General features: G+C 63.4%; 16 protein-coding genes. 10 read left to right on the forward strand and 6 right to left on the reverse strand.

Features of this window, described 5'->3' with window-relative positions:
• From AC5RK6_RS04685 to AC5RK6_RS04695, 3 genes are all read left to right on the forward strand, one after another.
• Window positions 1-756, forward strand: a 756-nt coding sequence (locus AC5RK6_RS04685; protein ID WP_493926371.1) for a MiiA motif-containing surface protein, incomplete at its 5' end; no start/stop codon positions are given.
• Between the two features lie 185 nt (window positions 757-941).
• Complete coding sequence (locus AC5RK6_RS04690; protein ID WP_320758191.1) at window positions 942-1,211, forward strand: hypothetical protein; 270 nt, start codon at window positions 942-944, stop codon at window positions 1,209-1,211.
• The gene (locus AC5RK6_RS04695; protein ID WP_320758192.1) at window positions 1,208-2,101 is read left to right on the forward strand and encodes a hypothetical protein; all 894 of its coding nucleotides are present in this window, start codon (window positions 1,208-1,210) and stop codon (window positions 2,099-2,101) included. The genes AC5RK6_RS04690 and AC5RK6_RS04695 overlap by 4 nt, the downstream gene beginning before the upstream one ends.
• A 22-nt stretch (window positions 2,102-2,123) precedes the next feature.
• Here AC5RK6_RS04695 and AC5RK6_RS04700 read toward each other — a convergent pair whose 3' ends face one another.
• From AC5RK6_RS04700 to AC5RK6_RS04725, 6 genes are all read right to left on the reverse strand, one after another.
• The gene (locus AC5RK6_RS04700) at window positions 2,124-3,584 is read right to left on the reverse strand and encodes a DUF4232 domain-containing protein (protein WP_320758193.1); all 1,461 of its coding nucleotides are present in this window, start codon (window positions 3,582-3,584) and stop codon (window positions 2,124-2,126) included.
• Between the two features lie 52 nt (window positions 3,585-3,636).
• Window positions 3,637-4,212: an anthranilate synthase component II gene (locus tag AC5RK6_RS04705; protein ID WP_320758194.1), complete on the reverse strand. Its 576-nt coding sequence runs from the start codon at window positions 4,210-4,212 to the stop codon at window positions 3,637-3,639.
• Window positions 4,209-5,675 carry an anthranilate synthase component I family protein gene (locus tag AC5RK6_RS04710; protein WP_435730959.1) on the reverse strand — a complete coding sequence of 489 codons (1,467 nt, stop codon included), beginning with the start codon at window positions 5,673-5,675 and terminating at the stop codon, window positions 4,209-4,211. The genes AC5RK6_RS04705 and AC5RK6_RS04710 overlap by 4 nt, the downstream gene beginning before the upstream one ends.
• Before the next feature lie 168 nt (window positions 5,676-5,843).
• Window positions 5,844-7,361 (reverse strand): ABC transporter ATP-binding protein, encoded by a 1,518-nt coding sequence (locus AC5RK6_RS04715; RefSeq protein WP_435730960.1) that lies wholly within the window; start codon window positions 7,359-7,361, stop codon window positions 5,844-5,846.
• Window positions 7,358-8,233 (reverse strand): energy-coupling factor transporter transmembrane component T family protein, encoded by an 876-nt coding sequence (locus AC5RK6_RS04720; RefSeq protein ID WP_284883565.1) that lies wholly within the window; start codon window positions 8,231-8,233, stop codon window positions 7,358-7,360. The genes AC5RK6_RS04715 and AC5RK6_RS04720 overlap by 4 nt, the downstream gene beginning before the upstream one ends.
• A gap of 13 nt (window positions 8,234-8,246) precedes the next feature.
• Window positions 8,247-8,813, reverse strand: a complete 567-nt coding sequence (locus AC5RK6_RS04725) for an MptD family putative ECF transporter S component (RefSeq protein WP_284883563.1) — start codon at window positions 8,811-8,813, stop codon at window positions 8,247-8,249.
• 261 nt (window positions 8,814-9,074) lie between these two features.
• Here AC5RK6_RS04725 and AC5RK6_RS04730 point away from each other — a divergent pair, with 261 nt between their 5' ends.
• The 7 genes from AC5RK6_RS04730 to AC5RK6_RS04760 all read left to right on the forward strand — a co-directional run bounded on the left by AC5RK6_RS04730 (window position 9,075) and on the right by AC5RK6_RS04760 (window position 22,530).
• Window positions 9,075-11,768, forward strand: coding sequence for a Cna B-type domain-containing protein (locus AC5RK6_RS04730; protein WP_435729235.1), 2,694 nt, complete (start codon window positions 9,075-9,077; stop codon window positions 11,766-11,768).
• A 203-nt stretch (window positions 11,769-11,971) separates the two neighbouring features.
• Window positions 11,972-13,357 (forward strand): cytosine permease, encoded by a 1,386-nt coding sequence (codB, locus tag AC5RK6_RS04735; RefSeq protein WP_435729234.1) that lies wholly within the window; start codon window positions 11,972-11,974, stop codon window positions 13,355-13,357.
• A 96-nt stretch (window positions 13,358-13,453) separates the two neighbouring features.
• A complete protein-coding gene (gene codA, locus AC5RK6_RS04740) occupies window positions 13,454-14,734 on the forward strand; it encodes a cytosine deaminase (protein ID WP_435730961.1) in 1,281 nt (426 codons plus the stop codon).
• Window positions 14,735-15,341: 607 nt separating this feature from the next.
• Entirely contained in the window at window positions 15,342-16,076 is a 735-nt protein-coding gene (locus AC5RK6_RS04745) for a TetR/AcrR family transcriptional regulator (RefSeq protein WP_435729263.1), read from the forward strand.
• On the forward strand, window positions 16,073-18,607 hold the full coding sequence (locus AC5RK6_RS04750) for a YhgE/Pip domain-containing protein (protein WP_435729264.1): 2,535 nt from the start codon (window positions 16,073-16,075) through the stop codon (window positions 18,605-18,607). Before AC5RK6_RS04745 ends, AC5RK6_RS04750 begins: the two co-directional genes overlap by 4 nt.
• Window positions 18,608-18,746: 139 nt before the next feature.
• Complete coding sequence (locus AC5RK6_RS04755) at window positions 18,747-20,642, forward strand: ABC transporter ATP-binding protein (protein WP_435730962.1); 1,896 nt, start codon at window positions 18,747-18,749, stop codon at window positions 20,640-20,642.
• Entirely contained in the window at window positions 20,635-22,530 is a 1,896-nt protein-coding gene (locus AC5RK6_RS04760; RefSeq protein WP_284905923.1) for an ABC transporter ATP-binding protein, read from the forward strand. The genes AC5RK6_RS04755 and AC5RK6_RS04760 overlap by 8 nt, the downstream gene beginning before the upstream one ends.
• Window positions 22,531-22,840: the final 310 nt, after the last annotated feature.

Here is a 22,840-nt window from a genome sequence, read left to right on the forward strand (position 1 = left end):
GACCTGCCCGAAAACACCCAGGTCACCGTCGGCAAGGACGGGACCGTCACGGTTACCTTCCCGGATGGCTCTGAGACCCAGATCCCTGCTGAGAAGACGGTTCGCCAGCTCAAAGACAATGAGAAGAACAAGATCAACGACCCCGAAGTAACCGGTGTGGTTGACCCGAACAACCTCACGCCCGAAGAGCAGGAGCAGGTCAAGGACAAGGTCAAGAAGGCCAACCCGGATCTCCCCGAGAACACCCAGGTCACCGTCGGCAAGGACGGGACCGTCACGGTTACCTTCCCGGATGGCTCTGAGACCCAGATCCCGGCCGACAAGACCGTCCGCAAGCTCAAGGACAACGAGAAGATCACCCTCAAGGATCCCGAGCTCACTGGAGTTGTGGACCTGACCAACCTCACCGATCAGGAACGTGAACAGGTCAAGGACAAGGTCAAGAAGGCCAACCCGGATCTCCCCGAGAACACACAGATCACCGTCAGCAAGGATGGAACCGTCACGGTAACGTTCCCGGATGGTTCCACGAGCCAAATCCCGGCCGACAAGACCGTAAAGCTGCTCACCTCGGCCGATAACGGTGATGCCGACAAGGGTAATAAGGGTGACAAGCCGGACGCTTCCAAGCCCGCCAAGGTCAAGAAGGTCAAGAAGCTGCAGCACACCGGTGCTGATGTGACGCTTGGGCTCTTAGCTGCGGCCGCCGCGGTGGCTGCCGGTGGGGCCCTGGCTGCTGGGCGTCGTCGCCGCTAAAAAAGTTTCGGGAACGTGATCGCACGATCACACCGAAACAACAACTAACGCTCCCCGGGAGTGGCCGAAATATCGACCGTTCCCGGGGAGCGTTGCATTCACAGCTGCATTCACACTCCAGCCCTCCGCACTGCGGACGTAATGCTACCTTGCCTCACGGAAGTTCGTCAGCATATACTGACGGCGTGAAGGTGAAGTCTCAGCAAAGCGCGCGGGCGGACGCGGATGATTCCGTGGCCGCTCTTCCGGCAGATCCAGCGGTGATTGCGGAGAAGCTGCGCGCCGCCCATGCCATGCGGGTGGAGGCTGATCGCATCACGAAGTACTACGTCGAGGAAGCGGTACGCGCGGGCATGTCCTGGAGCGATATTGGCCGTTGCCTGGAGGTAACCAAGCAATCAGCCCATCGCAAATACGCGGCGGGGCTGCCGCGCGATCTAAGGAACCCGTCATGAAACTGCCTGCCGCCGCTGCCCTGCAGCTCATCCAGAATTCCGCTTTCGAAGCACGCCGCGCCTGGCGTGACGAGATCAGCCTCGTCGATGTTTTCCTCGCTCTGCTAGCCAGCGGAGGCAGCGCTAGCCGCGTCTGCGCCCGCGCCGGCCTCACGCTACGTGTTGCGCGTGAGCACGTTGACCAGCTCCACGCGGAACGCCTCGAAGAATTTGGGTTACCGCCCGTGCAGTTACGTGAACGCACCCGCGTTGAGATTTTCGACGACGCCGCTGAGCTCGCTCCACCTGCAGACCTGCGGAAATTCCTCAGTGGGAAATTCCCGGGCCATGATTATCACTGCGGCGTAGCTATCCGTTTGCTTCGCGATGAGGCTGCGTGCCGTACGATTGTGGAGCGCGCTGGAATCGACATCGAGCAGCTCATCGCCACGCTTGATACAGCTAAACCCCTCACGCAGCCACGCCGGGTGAAGCGCACCGCGCGGCTGCGCATCTACCTGCCAACCAACGCCCGTAAAATCCGTGAATACGCGCTTTCCCCAGAATTCGACTCCGCTAGTTTTACCGATGCTTCCTCAACAGGAGCTCGCTGGAGACTTCGTTACGCGGGATCAGAAGGTCAGCCCACGGTATGGGAGCTTTCCGAACCGCACGATTTGTCCAGGCCGCGCAAAGCTTCCGAAAAACACTCCCGCCGCTTGGCTGTGCTTGCGGAAGACGATCCGGAAGCCGTATCGAGTGCTACCGGTGAAGGTTGCTTCGTCACCTTCACCGCGAGTCTTGGCAAATCTGGCCTGTTTTCCCGGCTTCTCTTCCGGGTTTTTATTGGCACGCTAGGTCTCGCGCACCAGGCCAATTACCTCTCCGATTGGGTAGCCCAGTCCAAGTAGCACACCAATAAGAATAATTGCGTTAGTGCCAGGCCCCTACCCGGATGGGCAGCGTAATATCGCCATCGAACCACGTCTCCTCGCCTTTCCGCGCGGGTACGGGAATCACTTCACCATCAGGACTCAGTTGGAGTCCTAAGAGCTGCTGCTCACCAGCATCCCCGGAGTTACTTACCCGCCATTCAATCTCCATCGTGGCACTGTCCCCCGGAGGAAGCTCAACTCCACGCTCGTAGGCGCTGGAGTCCGCGCCGGTGATTTCCGTGGTTCTGAGCTCGGTAGTCGCGAGCTCGGTGCCGGGAAGGCTATCGCTCTGGCTTCCCGCATCGGAGAGCCACACCCCGGTCATGCCCCGCACCGAGCACGCGGTCGCGCCGCGATTGGTGAGCGTGATTCGCACCTGCCGCGCACCAAGAGCGCCATCCACTGAGCTCCGGCTCATATCCACCTGCGCGGACGTACACGGCGCCGAAATTGCGCCCGGGCGCGGATCTCGTGCAGACCTGGACGGCACTCCAGAAATAGGCGAAGGTTCCGGCGCGGGCGAAACCTCCCCCGTAGGCGTAGTTCGCGGTACGGACGCCCCAGAAGAATCCCGGGAATCTTCCACTTCTCGCGGGAACGTTACCGACTCGCCCTTCACATAGGTGCGATCCGCCGGCGAAGGGAGCAGCCACCAGCCTAAGGCGGAAAGCACCACCGCCACGGCGGTGACGCCCAGGCTAAGTTTCAGGAGAAAACCCGGTGATCCGCCAGCCGGTCCGCCAGCGTTTCCGGCCGCCTTATCGACTTCTATCCGGCAGTTTTCACGCGCAAAAACAAGACCACCCAACATCACCCCATAAGAAACGATAACCACCATGATCAAGCCCAGGGGACCCGCAGTGATCAGGCTAGGAGCCATCAACACGCCCGCGCCAGCCCCGGCCACAGCCACCGCCCCGCCGCTCATCCACGCCGCACGGCAAGCACCCGTTCCCACCGCGAGGGTAAGGGAAAAGAGCATTCCAGTTCCGAAGCCGAGCAGACCCACCCCGGCCACGGCTCCCTCAGGCACACCACCGAAGAGCGCGGCCAGGCTTCCGAATATTGCCACCGCCACCACCGCGAGCGCGCCGAGCACTTCCACCGCTATCGCCAGGTAACGTACCTGCTTGCGCGGGCCGCGGGCACCGCCAAACTTACTCGAAGCCCGCGGCAGCGAACGCCCCAGAGCAATCCAAGCACCTATCCCCACCGCGATCCCGGCCAGCATAATAAGCAAATAATCCCAAGGAAAAGGAGCTACCCGGCACTGCCGTGTCGCATTCCAGCTACACCAAGCGCCATCTGCGTACGAGTTCAGCACCAGGGACTGACGCACAGTCCACACAATGACCGCCCAGGAAAGCACCAGCACGGCAGCCGCGCCGACCCCGCGGGCTCGCAATAACGGCCGCTCAGGCATGGGGAGCTGCGCGGGTGCAGACGCTTCGTTAGTCATGCCGCGATTCTAATGCGCGCCGTCGTACCACCATAGGGGTACGACGACGCAGCTACCGGCAGCGCGCGAGGAAATTCTTCATGATCGTGCGCCCACAGGGGGTGAGGATCGATTCGGGATGGAATTGCACCCCGAAGACCGGGAAGCTGCGGTGCTCCACCGCCATGACCTCCCCGTCCCCCACGCAGCGCGAGGTCACGGCCAGATCATCGCCTAGGGTATCGTCGCGCACCGCGAGGGAATGGTAGCGAGCCACCATTTCTTCATCCTCGCACCCCGCGAAGAGGGTGCTCGAAGTATCCATGCGCGCAGGCCGGGCGATGCCGTGCACCACCTCGGCCGCGTAGGTCACGGTAGCGCCGAAGGCCTCGCAGATCGCCTGGTGGCCCAGGCACACCCCGAGGATGGGGTATTTTCCAGCCAGTTGCTCCACCAGCGGCATGGATACACCGGCATCGCGAGGGAAGCCCGGGCCGGGGGAAATAATAATGCCATCCGGGGCCAGTGCATCAATCTCCGCTACGCTCAGGGCATCATTGCGGACCACCTTGACATCCGGGCGGAAAGATCCGACCAGCTGCACCAGGTTGTAGGTGAAAGAATCGTAGTTATCAATGATGAGGATCATGAGCATTCCTCCAACTGGGCGGCGTCGCGCAAAGCTTCCAGGACGGCCGCGGCCTTATTTAGGGTTTCTTGGTATTCGGTGGCGGCAACGGAATCTTGGACGATACCCGCGCCGCTGCGCGCGTAGACCGTGTTCCCGATCTTGTAGGCGATGCGGATACCGATGCAGGTATCGAGGTTCCCCGAAAAATCGAGGTAGCCGATGGCCCCGCCATAAATACCACGTTTATTGCCTTCGAGGTCATTAATGAGCTGGCAGGCGCGGATCTTCGGTGCCCCGCTCAGGGTACCCGCGGGCAGAATCGAAGCAACGGCATCCAGGGCATCGCACTCGGGGCGAATTTTCCCGCTCACCGTGGAACCAATATGCATAACGTGGGAGAAACGCACCACGTCATGGAAGCGATCCACGTTCACGGTGCCGAATTGCGCCAGGCGCCCGATATCATTACGCCCCAAATCCACGAGCATATTATGTTCGGCCAGTTCCTTCGGGTCGGCCAGCAGTTCTTCTTCTAGGCGAGCATCCTCCGCGGGAGTGGCCCCGCGCGGGCGGGTGCCAGCCAACGGGAAAGTGAAGAGGGTGCCGTCCTCCAATTTCACCAGGGTTTCCGGGGAGGCCCCCGCCACCTCAATATTGTGCCCGCTGAAATAGAACATATACGGGGAAGGATTAATAGTACGTAACACCCGATAAGTATCAATTAGGGAACCTGTGAATTCCGCGCGCAAGCAATTAGAAAGCACGATCTGGAAAATATCACCTTCGTGAATATAGTGCTTGGCGCGCTCCACCATCGCCACGAACTCCGCCTCATTAAGCACCGGGGTGATTGGCCCGGTCAGGCGCCCGGTAGTATCCGCCACCGGCTCGCCGTGCAGGAGCAGCTGGGCCAGTTCGCGTAATTCTTCGGTAGCCCGCGGATATTCTTCCTCCAGGTTATCGAGGCCCACCACCTTGATTAATATGATTTTTTGGCGGAAGTTATCGAAGGCAATAACGGTGTCGAAAAGCATAAGATCGACATCATTAAAGCCTTCCTCGTTCGGGGCATCGAGGCGCAGGGTCGGTTCGGCATATTTCACGTAGTCATAGGAAAAATATCCCACCAGCCCGCCGGCGAAGGGCGGCATCCCCGGGATTTTCGGGCTGCGGTAGCGGGCGAGCACCTCGCGGATCGCATCCGAAGGGGAATCATAGGCGGCCGGCTGATCATTAATCCGCACCTGCCCGTCCACAGCGGTAATTTCAAGTTTCGGATCGTAGCCGAGGAACGTGTAACGCCCCCAGGTCTGATCCTGGCCGGCCGATTCGAGCATATAGACGTGATCGGAAACGTTTTTGAGGATTTTCAGAGCGGTGACGGGCGTGAGGGAATCGGAAAGAATTTCGGTGGCGACGGGCGCAACGCGGTACTCGGATCCGAGGGCGCTCAGCTCAGCGAGGGCAGGGTAAAATTGCATAATTATCCTTTGTGATAACAGCGCGGTGGTCTTGATTATGGGGTGACGTTGATCCCTAGGGGCACGTACGCGCGAAGCACGCGTGTGCGGGGAAGAAAAATTAGGCGCGCCATCGACGCCAGCCGGCGCCCAGCGCCGCAAGCTTTGCACAACCCGTATCCATACCCGTCACTTTAGCAGGCCGAATAGTTCGGCGCGCTGCGTTCCACTTTCCGGATCGCGCGGCTCCAGATGCAGCTCATTATCGGCCACCTCGTTAATGAATTCCGGATCGTGGCTAATCACCAGCACCGTGGCTCCGCGCGCTGCAAGCGCGCGGATGTGAGTGGAGATGGAGCGGAGGTGCCGATAATCCACCCCGGAGGTCGGTTCGTCAAAGACATAAAAGTCGGCATGTGCCACCGTTGCATTGGCGACGACGAGGCGCTGCTTCTGCCCGCCCGATAGGGTAGCCGGATGCCGGTCCGCCACCTCGCCTAATCCGAGGTCGGCCAAGACCTGCTCGATGCGTTCCTCGCTCACCCCGGCATTCCCCAGCGCCACTTCCCCGCGCACGGTTTCCGCGAAAAGCTGGCGGGTGACATCCTGCATGACCAAGCTGGAGTGGCGCAGCCGCTCGCGCCCCCGGCACACTTTCCCGCCGAAGGAAATCCGCGCGCCCGATTCCGGGTGAGCCAGGCCGATGAGCACCCGCGCCAGGGTGGTTTTGCCAGCCCCGTTGGGGCCCGTCAGCGCGGTGACCTGCCCCGCCGGGAGCTCCACCCGCTCCAGATTAAGCACCTCGTGGGGGCCGTACGCAAAGCGCACCGACTCGGCCACCACGCCCGGGGCGGTGGGCGCGCTGGCCGATGCGCCGGCGTCGTCGCCCTTATGCGCGGTAGCGGGCACGCGCGGCGCACGTTCGGGTACCCGCAAGGTCCGCAGGCCCAGGCCGATGCGTTCGGTTTCGTCCATCGGGAAGAAATCCGCGGCGGCGTAGCGCCCGGTAATGCGCCCGCCGTGCATCACGACGACGCGGTCCGCTACGCCACGCAGCGGGTAGAGGCGGTGCTCGGCGATGATCGTGGTCCAGCCACGGGCTTTGAGGGCGCCTACGACCTGCGCGAAATGCCCGACCATCTCCGGGCTGAGGTTGGAGGTTGGTTCGTCGAAAAGGAGGATCCGGTGCGGGCCGACCAGCGCGGCGGCGCTCGCCACCAATTGCAATTCGCCTCCGGAAAGCTGGGCGAGGCGGCGCGGGAGGAAACGCTCAATATTCCAGGTGGTGGCAGCGTGGGCGATGCGTTCGGCGATGATTTCGGGGGCGTCCCCGGCGTTTTCGCCGGCGAAAGCGAGCTCCTCAAGGACTTTCGCGGTGAAGAATTGCGCGCGCGGGTTTTGGAAGACAGTGCCGGCCGCGCGCCCGAGCTCCTGAATCGGAGTGGCGGTGGTGCTCAGCCCTGCCAGGCGAACCTCGCCGTGCAGCTCGCCGGGATACAGCTCGGGGATGAGGCCGTTGAGGAGTTTGAGGATCGTGGATTTCCCGGAACCGGACGGCCCGGTGATGAGGGTGCACGAGCCTTCCGGGAAGTCGAGGTCAATATCGCGCACGCCGCACTCGGTGGTGGGTAGCTCGGGATCGCTCTGGTAGGTGAAGGTGACGCCGCGCAGGTAGGTGGCGGGGGCTTGCTGATCGGGCGTGCTCATCGCACTCCTCCCGGGGTGAAGCTGATATTGACGAGGTAGTAACGCGCTACGATGAGGGCCGCGATAACCGCGAGCCACAGCGCATCCACCCAGGAGAAACGCAGGCGATGCAGCGAGGTGGGGCGGGTGCGCGAGCCGAGGCCGCGCAGGGTTCCCGCGGCCGTCATATCATCGGCAATGCGGGCGCAGGAGGAAAGCAGCGGCACCAGGATAAATTCCAGGTAGCGCAGCGGGTGGAACACGGCGCTCCAGCCCATGGCCAAGCCGCGCAGCGCCATCGCCTCGCGCACCGCCCGGTATTCCGAGACCACGATCGGCAAGAAACGCAGCAGCACCGTGACCGGCGCGGTCACCGCCACCGGGATACGCAGGGCGCGCAGCGCGGCCACCAGCTCGCCGGGCACCAGCACCGTGAGGGCATATCCGGCCAGGGCGGCCGCCGCGCATAATTTGAACATCCAGAACCCGAAGGCCACGAAAAAGGCACCCAAGGCGGAGGCCCCGATCAGGCTCGGGAGGAAAATAAGGAACAGCCAGAAGGATTCCACAAGGATCACGCCGAGGGCCAGTTTCACCCGCCCGTTACTCACGAGCGCGAGCGCGGCCACCAGCACCACAACGACCGCGAGCAGGAAACTGCCGCGCGTCATCACCAGCGCATTGCCCACCAGCACCAGGAGGAGGACGGTGCGCGGGTCCGGGCGCCAGCGCCGGCGCTCATCCAAGCTGAGAATCGCGCCGGCGTCAAGAACCGCGGGCACGCCGCTGCCGGGCGCACTGCTGCCGGGCTGCGCTGGCACGCCGGTAGGGGAAGCGAGCGGGCCGCGAGCACGCGGGCCCGCGGCGTCGTCGTTAAAAATTGTGGAATCCACCGGGACCTCGCAGCTAGCGTGCGATACCGGAGCTGCGGAAATGGCGGCGCAGCACCGAATCGCCGAAGAAACCGCCGATGATTCCGAGCACGAACACGGCCACGCCCCAGATGGCGATCATGGTCGGGGAGAGGAACCAGCGCAGGCCGTCGGCGTACTCGGTGCCCATGGAGCCGGCGATGTACTGGTAGTAACCTTCGGCGTCGGTGAGAACCGGGAACCACGGGGCGACGTACCACAGCGACATCAGGGCATAGCCGAGGATCTTGAGGTAACGCTTGCCGCGGGTGAAGAGGTAATCGCCCAGCAGCCCCAGGCCGAAGGTGAGCAGCACGGTCACCCACGGGTGGCCGGTGAGCACCATAAGCGCGCCCACGAGCAGCGCCATAAGCCCGAGGGTGCCGAATTTCGGGGCGCGTGCTTTGAAGAGGAAAACGACGACGCCGTTGGCGATAATCCCCAGCGCGTAGCCCACGAACATCATCGCCGGGTTGATGACACCCAGCATCCCGAAGCCGAAAAGAACAACGAAGTAGATGGCGGTAAAAACGCCAATATTTATAAAGTCTTTAGTTTTCACGGTGAGTCACTCCTGAACGAAGTAGTGAGAACGAATCAGGGGCAGATTAGGGCACCCTAACTTGAACTTTCGGGGATTAACTGTAGCGCTATCTGAGCCTTGGTCAATAGGACGGTTTGAAACGCGGGCGCCGCGATGCGCGCCACAGCGCCCGTGATGGGCCAACACGGCACCTAACGGAAGAGTATTCTGAGGAATGTATAGTTTTTATTAAGAACGCGAATGACGGCGTTTTTATGACCACTCCAAAGGAGGCAAATCGTGGTCAGAAAACTCTCCGGCGCACTGAGCGCCCTTATTATCGGCCTATTAGCGGTGATTGCGCCGCTACCAGCCGCGCTCGGGGAGCCCGGTTCGGCCACTCCATCCACGTGGGACGAACTGGTCACCACCGCTTCCCAATCGGGTGCTGTAAGCGCGGCTCTTTCCACTAAGTTCACTCTCACCGCGGACGCGCCGGTGCTACGGATCCCGGCCGGAACCCAGCTCACCCTCACCGGCAGCGGTGAGGTGACCGGTGCGGATCTGCCCGCGATCCAGGTGGACAAGGGTGGTTCTCTCACCCTTGCCGGCCCGTCGTTTACCCGCACGCAATTCGTGGTGGAGGGCACGCTCGCGGTGAGCGCCGGCTCGATCCACGATACCGCCCTGACCGGCCCGGTTATTTTCGTCAAGGGCGGGGAACTGAATATCAGTGGCACCGCTGATTTCTCGCGTAATTCCAGTGCGCCGCAGGGTGGCACGCTCGGGCCGAGCGGCGTCGTCGCCAAAAACTATGCACCGATTACCGCTTACGGCGGAACCATCAACGTGAGTGGCGGCACCATCACCGAGAATTCCGGCCTGCAACTCGGCGGCGCTATCGGGGTATGGGGCAGTGCGGAGCAGCCAGCAAAGCTCGTTATCAGCGGGGGCACCCTGAGCAAGAACATCGTCAGCCACCCGAAGTACAGCGGTTTTGGCGGGGCGGTCTTCACCGAAGGTGCCACGGTGGAACTGAGCGGCGGCACCCTGAGCGAAAACGCCACTGAAATGGGCGGCGCCATGGCTCTGATGCAATCCCCCTTCACCATGAGCGGAGGCGAAGTACGCGGGAATTCCAACGGTGAATACAACGGCGCAGGCGGCGGTATTCTTATCGACGGCGGCAAGGCAACATTCACGGGCGGTACTATCTCGGGTAACACTGCCAACGGTTTCGGTGGCGGCCTCAATATCCGCAATGCTAACGTCTCGATTTCCGGGCTGACCGTTACCGAGAACACCGCACTGAAATCCGGCGGCGGCATTTCCTTCGGAGGTACTACCCAGGCCGTTATTAATGCGGCGCTCATCCGCGATAATACCGCTCAAGATTTCTGGGGCGGCGGTGCCATTTACAATGACACCAAGGCGCAGCTCACGATGTACAACACCGTTATTCGCAATAACCAGATCAAGGATATGCTCTTGGTTGGAGCCGGAAACCGCCCGCCGAGCGCCCAGGGTGGCGGGTTGTGGAACTGTCCCACCGGCACAACCACGATGAATATCACGCGGGGCGTCGCTATTTTCGACAACTCCGCGCCCGATGCTGGAAAAGAGAAGCAGTACAGGGGCGCTGGCGATGATTTCTTCAGTGTGGCCAAACACGAGTACAATAACCCAACTCCTACCGAAGGCCAGCCTGTTACTGTGACCGAGCGAATGCTGGGAGGTTCCCCGCGCGCCTGGTTCCAGGACGGCTCCGCCTACGGCATTCACGCTAATTGGCCCGCGGAAAAGCAGCTGCCGCGCTACCGGGAAGGCGGGAAAAACACCCCGATTCCCTTCGGCCAACCGATTACTGACAATAAAGCCTTTAAGTCGGTTCCCGGCACGGAAGCGAAAACCCTGGCAGGGGTACTGGCCAGCGTCATTATCGAAAATAACAATGCCACCAATGTTGGTATTAGCGGCGGCGGCATCACCAATAACGGCAAGCTGATTTTCGGCGAGGATGACATCTGGACCCTGCGCGTCACGAAGGCCTGGGAGGGCGACGACGCCGCCACTCGCCCCGAGTCCATCACGTTGGATGTGCTGGTGGGCGGGCACAAACTCCAGGAAATCACCCTCACGGCCGCGCAGCAGTGGACTGCTGAGATCGCGAATTTCCCGAACCCAACCACGCTCGTCGACGCGGCCACCGGGAAGCAACTCCCCATCGAATTCCGCGAACACGGCGCGGAAAATTCCCCGTACACGCTGCGCACCACCGCCACCACGGCGGACGACGGCGCGAAGCTCTACACGGTGGCGCTCACGAACACCATGTCCACCGAGGTTTCGGTGGCGAAGAAATGGAACGACGACGCCGCGCCTGCCGGCCTGCGCCCCGATAAGGTCACGGTGGAACTCCTGGATGCGGGCCAGCCGGTGGGTCAGAGCCTGGAGCTAAGCGCAGCGAGCGGATGGGCCGGAACCTTCACGGATCTCCCGGTTTACCGCGAGGGCCGCAAGGCGGTGTACTCGGTACGCGAAGTGCAGGTTCCTGGCTACACCACCGTGATTAGCGGGGATGCGGCCAGCGGGTACGTCATCACGAATACTCATACACCGCCACCGCCAACCACGGAGCCTCCGACGCCGCCAACCACTCCACCGACGACGGAACCTCCCACTCCACCAACCACGCCGCCCACTCCGAGCGTGCCGCCAACCACGGAGCCACCCGCTCCGCCGACAACGCCCCCGGCTCCCCCGACCACTCCCCCGGTGCCACCAACGACACCGCCGAGTGTTCCGCCCGCGGTGCCTCCGAGCACGCCGCCGGTAACTCCACCGGCCAGCACACCGCCGAGCACGCCGCCGGCTAATCCGCCGCGGATTGTGCGCACCGGTAGCGACGCTCGTTCCGGAGCAACCGTGGCCGGCACAGCACTGCTAGCGGGCCTCGGAATCCTGGCCTGGCGCCGCATCCGCACCACGCGCTAAGGCGCCCTGCGCCTCACCCACGGGGGTGGTACATCGCACGCGATGTACCACCCCCGCCGTCGTCGTACCTTTAATTGGCGAGAATCCGACTGAGATCCGTTTCACGCCAAAAAAATTTCCCTCCGGCCCGGGAGAGGAATATGCTATTGGCAATTTGAGCCAAAATCAGGACGGCTCAGGAAAATTCGGAGGCACGCTCGCTTATGTCCGTGACGGAAACGACAACCACGACCGCCACTCGCCCGATTGATCACCCCATCGATGGGAATCTCACCGTTCCCGCCAGTTCCGGCGTTTCCGGTGTTCCTGATTCCGCAGGAGTTAACAACCGGCCGGACGAGGATTTCTCATTCGGAGTTGTTCCCACTTCAAGCCGACGTTCCTTTTGGGCCGTCGGCTTTGTTATGCTCGGCTTCACTTTCTTCTCCGCGTCCATGTCAGTCGGAGCGAAACTCGGCATCGGCCTAGACCTGGGCGGCTTCGTGGCCGCGATCTCCATCGGCGGCGCAATCCTCGCCACCTTCACCGGGGCGCTCGCCTACGTGGGCGCGAAAACCGGGATGGGCGTGGACGAACTAGCCCGCCACTCCTTCGGCCGCTTCGGTTCCTTCCTCCCCTCCTTCCTCATCGCCTTCACCCAGATGGGCTGGTTCGGTGTGGGCGTGGCCATGTTCGCCATCCCCACCGCGGAAATCCTCAATATTAGCCCCTGGCCGATTGTGCTCATCGCCGGCGGTCTCATGACCGCCTCCGCCTACTACGGCATCAAGGCCATCGAGATCGTCTCCTTCATCTCCGTGCCGCTGATCGCGGGGCTCGGCACCTACTCAATGGTGACCGCCACGGTGGACGGCGGCGGCCTCACCCGCATCTTCGCAAACACCAGCGGCATGCCGGTCATGGTGGGAGTCGGCCTGGTGGTCGGTTCCTTCATCTCGGGCGGCTCGGCCACCCCGAACTTCACCCGCTTCGCCGGCTCCGCTAAATCCGCGGTTATCACCACGGTTATCGCCTTCCTGCTGGGCAATACCCTCATGTTCTCCTTCGGCGCGGTGGGCGGTGCCTTCACCGGCAAGGACGATATCTTCTACGTCATGATCGCCCAGGGGCTGGCCATCCCGGCTCTCATCGTGCTGGGCGCGAATATTTGGACCACGAATAACAACGCTCTCTACACCACCGGCCTGGGCTTCGCGAATATGACGAAGCGTCCCAAGAAGCCGCTGGTCATTATCGCCGGAATCCTCGGCACCCTGTGCGCGCTGTGGCTCTACGACAACTTCGTAGGCTGGCTGAGCTTCCTCAACGCCACCCTGCCTCCGATCGGCACCGTGCTGGTGGCCGACTACTTCGCCAACCGCCGCGCCTACCACGCCATTGTGGAGGCCGTGGAAACCGGGCGGATCTCCGCGGCGGACACCTCGAATACCTCAGCGACCCGCGCGGTAGCCTGGCCCGCGGTTATCGCGGTGGCTGCCGGGGCACTGGTGGGCTGGACCATCCCGGTGGGGATTGCCTCGCTCAACGCTATCGTTGCCGCACTGGCCGTGTATTTCGCTGGCCGCGGCGTCGTCGCAACAATGAAGTAACCATCCGCGCGCGGCACTGCGCTGCACCACGCTGCAACGCAGTCGCCTTCACCGCGCCGCACGCACAACACCCGCACGAACTCGAAAGGAGCACCCGTGAGCACCCAGATTTTCCGGAATCTGCGCATCGAAAACGCTGACCACCTCTCCGATATCACCGTGACCGACGGCGCTATCACCGCGATCACGCCCGCGGTTTCGGCCGCCGCCCCCGTTTCCGGTACGACGGCGCAGCCGAGCCACGCGCCAGCCGCAACCGTCCGTGACTTCGGCGGGCGCCTCGCCCTGCCCCCCATCGTGGAATCACACGTCCACCTGGACACCACGATGACCGAAGGCGATCCGCACCCCAACGAATCGGGCACCCTCTTCGAGGGCATCGAGATATGGTCCCAGCGCAAGGCGAAGCTCACGGTGGAGGACGTCAAGGAGCGCGCCATGCGGGCGATCCGCCAGCAGGTGCGTTTTGGAATCCAGTACATCCGCTCTCACGTGGATATCAACGACCCGAATCTCACCGCGCTGCGCGCCCTGCTCGAACTGCGCGAGGAATTACGCGACCACGTCACCTTGCAGCTGGTGGCGTTCCCGCAGGAGGGCATCGAATCCTATCCGCACGGGCGTGAGCTGCTGCGCACCGCCGCCGAGCTGGGCGTGGACGCCATCGGCGCCATCCCGCATTACGAATTCACCCGCGAATACTCGGTGAGCTCGCTGAATTACGCGGTGGGACTCGCGCAGGAATTCAACCTCCTCATGGACGTGCACTGTGATGAGATCGACGACGGCGCTTCGCGCGGCCTGGAAACCCTGGCGACTCGGGCCTATGAGGCGGGTATCGGGGAGAAAGTGACGGCCTCGCATACCACGGCGATGCATTCGTATAACAATGCCTATTTCATTCGGCTGCTGCGACTGCTCAAGATGAGCGGAATCAATTTCGTCTCCAATCCGATGGTCAATACCCACCTGCAAGGGCGCACGGATACGTACCCGAAGCGCCGCGGGGTGACCCGGGTCAAGGAGCTGACGGAAGCCGGAATCAACGTGTCCTTCGGGCAGGACGATATCGTCGATCCGTGGAATCCGCTGGGCACGGGCTCGCTGCGCGACGTGACCCTCATCGGGCTGTACGTGACCCAGATGATGGGGGCCTCACAGATCGACAATTCGTATCACTTCATCACCCATAACGGCGCGCGCACCCTCCACCTGCCCGATTACGGCATCAAGGTGGGTAATCCCGCGAACTTCATCGTGCTGGGGGCGCAGTCCTGGCGCGAGGCCCTGGCTTTCCACGCCCCGGTGCTGGCGTCCTACCGGCGCGGCGAGCTGCTTTTCGAGTCCACTGAGCCGGAGCGCGCCTGGCATTTCTAAGCGGTTAGTTGTGCGCCGCGCGGAGTCGCCGTGCGCGGGCTTCGCGGGGCGGGCGCGGCTGCGGCGCGGGCACGGCGCGAACCGGACCACCCGGCACGCGGCGCTGAGCAGGCATTGAACCTGGCCTGAGCCGCCGCGCGCTTTTCTCCCGGACCCTCGGCCGAGTGACAGGCCGGGGGTTCGGTGAATTTAAGCCGGTGCCAGGCCGGCGTCAGGCGGAGCCGGGCTGGCCCAGAAACAAAGTCCGCGGGAGAGCACCGTTTCAGAGCGAATTCGTGTTCCTTACGCGCACTTGACAGGAGTCAATGTCCAGGACGCGCACTTTGAGGGGGAGAGACCCGGCCGGCTAACAAAATGTACATGGGTGACAGTTTTTCCGCGATTTAATGTCCGTGGCGTACACTCCGCGGCCCTAACAGTCCAAAATGCACCTTTTACAGCACTGACGCCTGAGAATGACCCATCCTGCCTACCTTGGGCCGGCGGGAGGCGGGTGTGTTTCTCCGAGATGTACTTCGCATGTACGACATCTGCACTACAGCCCGGAAAACACCCACCACCCCTCCTCCCCTTGCGCCACCTATTTTACATGTGTAAATTAGGCGGCATGAGAGAGGTACACACAGACGCTCCCAACGGCAGTGCGAACGGAATGCCGAACGGAAATCAGCACAGCACCCTCGGCCCAGTCGCAAACCAGCACGATCCCCTCGGCCCCGCCGCAGACGATCCGCGCGCCCGGCGCTCCTACGATGCACTGGTACGGGCCGCCGCCGCGCTCATTGATAGCGGCGCGGCGATTGATGATCTCACCGTCTCCTGGATTACGCGGGAAGCCGGGGTTACCCGCCCCACCTTCTACCAGCATTTTTCCGGGATTAGCCAGCTGGTGCGCGCCGTCGTACTTACCCGGCTCCATGCAATTTTCGATGCCACCCCGGTGCCAACCTCGGAAGAACCATCACTCGACGTGCAGCGGCAAGTACTGCTCCCCATGCTCACCACGCTGCTTGAGCATCGCCACCTCATTGTCGCGACCCTCACCAGCTCCGCGGCTCTCGGGAGCGCAGCCCCGATTATCGCGGTGATTCGTGATCGCCTACTCAGTGCCCCGGCCATTCGCGCCCGCGGGCGCGTTATGTTCGGCACGCCCGCAGGGGAGAACGGCACCTATCCCCCGCCCTCGAAAGCGGAGATGGACTTTGCCTCCATGGTGGCTGCCGGCCTGCTCTGGCGCGTGCTCCACTGGATGACCGAAGAACCCGCCGACCCGGCTGACCTTCCCCGCCTTGCCACCGAAGTGGGTAGTTTTACCCGCGCCGCCTACGGAGAACACTCATGAGCGAATCACGAAACACCGCCGCGCAGCCAGATGCGACGGCGCCGCACGCCACCACCATTGCGCCGGTCGCGCAGCCTGTCGCACAACCGACCACGCGGCCGACCCCGCAGCAGGTTCCTTCCCGCGGCTGGCGGGAGCGCATCCGCCCGGCGATTATTATGTTCGGGCTTGCCATTATTCCGATGATCTACGCGCTGATTCTCACCGGCGCCTACGATGACCCTCTCGGCAACCTCAATGAGATCCCGGCCGCGATCGTGAACGAGGATCGCGGCACACAGCTGGATGGATCCGAGGTGAACCTGGGCGCGAGCATCACCGCCAAGCTCCTGGAAACCGAGGAACGCCAGAACTTCCAGTGGCAGGAATACTCGGCAGCGGAGGCCGAGCAGAAACTAGCCAGCGGTGATATCTACGCGGTGCTCAGCATTCCGGCGTCGTTTTCCAGCGATGCCACCTCGGTAGCGCGCGGCCCGGGGATTGCCACCCGAGCCCGGCTCTCTTTCGTCACCGACGATGCCCGCAACTATATCGTCGGCAATGTGGGGCGTGTCATCGCCTCCACCGCCACGGCGGCGGTTTCGGAGAAAGTGTCGGCCAAATATCTTGATGGCATTTACCTCTCCTTCGGGACGCTGAGCGAGCAGCTGAGAGCCGCGGCGGGTGGGGCCGGCGAGCTGGGCACCGGGTTGCACGATGCGGCCGTCGGTGCGACCCGGCTCGCGGAAGGCGCCGGCGAAGTGGCCGAGGGCGCCGGGAGTCTCGCCGCGGGAACGGGAACTTTGGCTTCCGGTGCGGGGCGTATGAACGACGGCGCAGCTCAACTCGCCGCCGGAGCGAGCGATGCCGCCGGCGGGGCCAGTGCCCTGACTGAGGGAGTTTCCCGCATAGCCGGCGGGGCCGGTGCCGCGAGCCTTGCGGCCGACCAGCTCCGGGATGGCGCGGAGCGCAGCGCCACGGGCCTCGACACCTTGGCGGCGGCCAGCCAGGATCTGGCTGCGGGCAGTCAGAAAGTAGCGGAGGGGAATGCCGCACTGGTGGAGGGCACTAACCGGGCTCTTGCCGGAGCGCAGCGGCTGAGCACCGGATCGGAGAAACTCAGCAGCGGGATCAGCACCCTCAATGACGGCCTGAGCACCCTCATCGCGATGTACGATGTGCTGCCTCCGGAGGTAATCAAGGCGAAGCTGGCCGAGGCCCAGGCAGGCACCGCGCAGCTTCTTGAGGGATCCACTCAGCTCCAGGGCGGGATCGCCACCCTCGTAGGCGAGGAAAGCGGAACGGCGAGCGGATCTGGTGCGGGTAGCGAAACCGACGCGAACGGCGTGCCTGGCGTAGGCACCGAAACCGGCGGATTGACCGCGCTCGCCAACGGGGCACAGGCCGCGAGCGCCGGGGCGGCACAGCTCAAAGACGGTGCCACCCAGTTGGCCGCGGGTGCGCAGCGCGCTGCCGCGGGAGGCCAGCAAGCCCTCGCCGCCACCGCGGAATTCGCCAGCCAACTCGACGCCCTCGCCTCCGGAAGCACCCGCGCCGCTACCGGAGCCACCCGTCTCGCGGAAGGGACCGCGCGTCTTGCTACCGGAAGTAACGAACTGGCAGCCCGCGCCCCCGAACTAGCCGCGGGAGCACGTGCCGCCCACAGCGGGGCCACCCAGCTGAGCAACGGTGCCACCGCCCTCGCAACCAATCAGGAAACCCTGCGCGATGGCCTGCGCACCCTGCGCGAAGGCGCCGCCACTCTAGAAGTGAAACTCTCTGAAGGCGCGGAAAAAATCCCGGTCTACACCCCGGGCGAATCCGAAACGATGCAACGGGTAGGTGCCGCCCCGGTGGAGTTGAGCACCACTCGCACCCATCCCGTCAGGGATTTTGGTGCGGCAGTCGCCTGTTACTTCATCGCGCTGGCGATGTGGGTGGGCGCTATCGGCCTCTACCTCATGACGCCACCTCTCTCGCGCCGTCTCGCGACGGCGCGAGTATCCGGGCTGCGGCTCGGGCTCGGTTCGGTTGCTACCGGAGCACTCATGGGAATTGTGCAGGCGGGCCTACTGGTAGGAATACTCCACTTCTTCGGGAATGTGGATCTCATCAACCCGGGCGCGACCTTCACTATCTGCATCACCTCCTCGATTGTGTATATCGCGATCAACCAGGCACTCATTGCGCTTTTCGGCGCCCCGGGGCGCTTCATCGCGCTTCTCATGATCGTGATCCAGCTGGGGGCGGCTGGCGGAATTTACCCGGTGGAAACCGCCCCGGGCTTCTTCCAGGCCGTCCACCCGCTACTGCCCGTCACCCACACGGTCAACGCCCTGCGGGCCGCGATTGCCGGTGGCCCGATTGATATCGGCACCTATGCAGGCGCGCTCGGGTTGTGGTTTGCCGCCTCGGTACTGGCCACCGTCTTCGCCGCCGTCATCAAAAACTGGCGCGATGACCACACCGGCACGCCCCGGCCCCGCGAAGCGAAAGCCGGTAGCGGCGGCGTCGTACCAAAAAATGAGGAGGTGCCCGCCGCGGCGCGGTAAAGGGCAGGAGCACGCGCCGGGTCCGCAGCCGCACAGTAATTTCTGAGTCCTATTTACCGCGAGGTAAGGGAAGCCTAATATGGAGGTGCTCCGCGGATCGCCTGTGGGGCACCTCTCCTACTGTTCGCGGAGGAATGGGATGACGGCTCAACTCACCCACGCAGATGCCGGCACCGCCCCGAACGGCGGTGTCGCCACGCGTGTCGATACGTATAAAGAAAAACGCGCACAAGGACAGCGCGCTCTCAAAGAACTCATGGCACCGATTGCGCCGCGCCTGGCGCTTGGCCGCTTCATGGCGGTGTGCTCCTCACTCGTGGCCGTGGCGCCTTTTATTGCACTGGTGCGCATCGGCGATATTCTGCTGCCGGCCTGGCGCGCCGGAACGCCGATAGATAACGAAGCGCTGAGCTGGAATGTCAAACTTCTCGCCGGGGCTTTTTGCACCCAGCTCTTCCTCTATTTCCTCGCGCTGAGCATCACACATTTCGCGGATCTCAAACTGCGCGGCCTGCTACAAGAACGCATTATCGCGCAGATTTCACGCGCACCACTCTCGTGGTTCTCCCGGGCGCGCTCCGGGCAGATCCGCAAAGCGATTCAAGCCGACACCACCACGCTCCACACCCTGGTGGCGCACGCCCCGGTGGAAACCACGGCCGCGGTAGCTACTCCCCTGGCCCTCGTTATTTTCGCTTTCACCGTGAATTGGCGCCTCGGGCTTCTCACCATGATTCCGCTGCCTTTCTACTTCGCGGCGCAAATGTTCATGATGCGGGACATGGGCGAAAAGACCGCGGAGATGGATGACCGGCTTGGTTACCTCGCCGCGCGCGGGGTGGAATTCGTGGAAGGCATCCAGGTGGTCAAGAGCTTCGGGAAAGTCGGCCACGCGCATCGTGCTTTTGCGCGCGCCGCGGATGATTTCGGGAATTTCTACTGGGATTGGTGCGGGCCGATGCTCAAAGGCTCCGCGTTGGCTATGTCTTTCATTTCCGCGCCGGTGGTGCTGCTCGTTAACATGGGGCTCGGCTCGCTGATTCTGGCCGCCGGCGCCGCCACCCTCCCCGAGGTCATCGCCTGCTCCCTTATTGGCCTCATTGTGCCACTCACCTTCGACACCCTCTCTACCAGCATGTGGTCCTATCAGCTGGCCGGGAATTCCGCACTGCGCATTATCGAGGTGACGAGCGTGGAGCAGCTGCCCCAGCTCTCCGAGTCCGCGACCGCGCCAGCTGCCGCGGAGCAACAGGCCGGAGCCCCCACGGCCGCGAGCACCGGGGAAGCCGCGGGCGGCGTCGTACCCGCGCACGTTGTGTTCGACAACGTGCGCTACTCGTATCCGCGTGCCGGGCGCACCATCCAGGCCCTCGACGGTGTCTCGCTCACGCTGCGCCGCGGCACCGTGACCGCGCTGCTCGGCCCGTCCGGTTCGGGCAAATCCACCCTGGCCACCATGCTCGCGCGTTTCCGCGATCCGGATAGCGGGCGGGTGCTCCTCGACGGGCGCGACCTGCGCACCCTCTCCGAAAAAGACCTCTACAAGCGGGTCGCTTTCGTGCTGCAAGACGCGCAAATGCTGCGCATGTCCGTGCGCGATAACATTCGCCTCGCGCAGCCCGATGCCGACGACGCCGCCATCGAGCAAGCGGCCCGTGCCGCCAATATTTGGGAGGATATCTGCGCCCTTCCCCGGGGCTTGGACACCGTACTCGGAGAAGATACCGCGATGTCCGGGGGCCAATACCAGCGCCTAGCTATCGCGCGGGCGCTGCTGGCAGATGCCGATCTGCTCATTTTGGATGAGGCAACCGTAGCCACCGACCCCCAATGCGAAGCGGAAATCCAAAGCGCCCTCAACCGTTTGGTAGCCGGGCGCACCGTGCTCGTGATTGCCCACCACGCCGAATCCGTACTCGGGGTGGATCAGGTGTGCATTTTGGAACAGGGGCGGATTTCCGCCCTGGGTACCCCGGAGGACGTAGCCGCGCATCCCTTCTGGGTGCGGCTCATGGAAGGACGCGAATATGCCTAACGCGAAGATGTCTCAGAATTCTGCTGCACCCGGCGGACGCGCGAACGGCGGGCACACGCGCACCACAAACGCAGCCACCACGCACGCCGGCCACACACACGGTGACCACACGCACGCCGGGCGTTTTTCCGATCCGCTCCTGGTGCACGCCTACGGCTCCGTCCTCACCGAGGAAGGCCACGGCTACTATCGCCGCTCCATTGCCTTGGTTATCCTCTCCGGGATGATCGAAGGGCTCGCGCTCCTCACCGTGGTACCCCTGGCGCTGACCTGGTCGACCGGCACTCCCACCCTCGGGCTCGGCGTGGGCGGCTGGATCAGCGTGCTCGCCGCGCTCGCGGTCACCGGTCTGCTCACCGCCTACGTTCAGGCGGTGATGGCCTACACGGCCGCCATGGACGTGATCCGCCACAGTCTCAGCCTGCTGGGCGACCAACTCTCCCGCCTGCCGCTGGGCTGGTTCCGCTCCGGTTGGGCCGGCACGCTCTCCCGCCTGGTCACCGACGGGCTCATGGCTATCGGCCAGGGCATCGCCCATTTCACCACCCCGATTATCCGCAATGCCACCGCCGCGCTGGTGCTGCTGGTGGGCATGTGGATCTGGCAGTGGCAACTGGGGCTTGCCCTCACGGTTGCGTTCCCGCTGCTGTGCGCGTTGGCCGCCGCGGCCCGGGTATTACGACGCCGCTCCGAACTGGCCACCAGCGCCACCGAAAGCGATCTGGCGGATCGGATTGTGGAATACGCCCGGTGCCAGCCCATCCTGCGGGCCACTGGCCAGGCCGCTACCTTCGCGCCGCTCCACGCTGCGGTTCGGGCGAACCTCGCTGCCCAGCGCCGTTCGCTCTGGCTGGGCATCGCTGCCAATCTGCTCTCCGGGGTGGGTGCGCAGCTGCTGGTGGTCAGTCTCATCGCGCTGGCCGTGCATCTATGCACGGGCGGGCTTCTCAACCCGGCGGCCACCCTCGCCTTCCTCGGGGTGGCGCTGCGGTTCATGCGAAATCTGGAGGATTTCACCTCCTTCGTTATGGCAACGGAAGTGGCTCGCACTCCGCTTGACTCTATGCGCGAGGTGCTTGATGCGCCGGTACCCAGCGAGCCGGCCAGCGACGTCGCCCTTCCCACGCCCGGCGAAGTTGCCCTCACGGACGTTCGTTTCGGGTACCGCGCGGATACCCCGGTGCTGGACGGCGTGAGCTTCACCGCCCGCCCGGGCACCCTCACCGCGATTGTGGGGCCCTCCGGGGCTGGCAAATCCACCCTATTCCGCCTCATGTGCCGGTTCTGGGACGTGGATGGCGGCAGCGTGAAAATTGGCGGGGTGGATGTGCGTGATCAAACGACGGCGCAGCTCATGGCGCAACTGTCCATGGTGTTCCAGGATGTTTATCTTTACGATGACACCCTCGAAGCGAATATCCGGGTGGGACGCGAAGGCGCCACGGATGCCGAAGTGCGAGCGGCGGCGGATATGGCCGGCGTGAGCGATATTGCCGCACGGTTGCCCGATGGCTGGGAGAGCCCTGTCGGCGAACGCGGCGGGATGCTTTCCGGTGGGGAACGCCAGCGAGTTTCCATCGCGCGGGCGCTCCTCAAACACGCTCCTATCGTGCTTTTCGACGAAGCCACCTCAGCCCTCGATCCGGAAAATACCGCCGCTATCCGCGCCTGCATCCAGCAGCTGCGCCAGGAGGCAACGGTCCTGGTCATCGCTCATAAGCTAGAAACCGTGCAGGGCGCGGACCAGATCGTGGTACTCGACGCGAGCGGTACCGTGCGCGAAGTGGGCACCCACGCGGAGCTGCTGGAAAGCGGCGGACTGTACCGGAAGTTCTGGGAGGATCGACGGCGCGCGGCCGGCTGGCAGCTGGGAGCTGCGGCGGACTAGCGCAGTTTTGGCGGAGTAGCGCTGAGCCGGCGGAGTAGCGCTGAGCCGGCGAGGAGGGTATGTTTTCCCGGGACGTACTTCGCATGTACAACAAACGCAGTACAGCTCTGAAAACACATACCACCTCCCCAGGGGCCGATGTGACTATTGAACTCCGTGAGGCCCATGAGGCTCTCGCGGGAAGACCGCCACATCTGCCCGAAATCAAAATGCAACGTAACAGCCCTACATTTTGCAACGTAGCTACCCTACAAAATGCAACGTAATTGCCCTACATTTTGCAACGTAAGGACTCTACATTTTGCAACCC

It is taken from the genome of Actinotignum sp. usb-actsch-213, assembly GCF_059085665.1.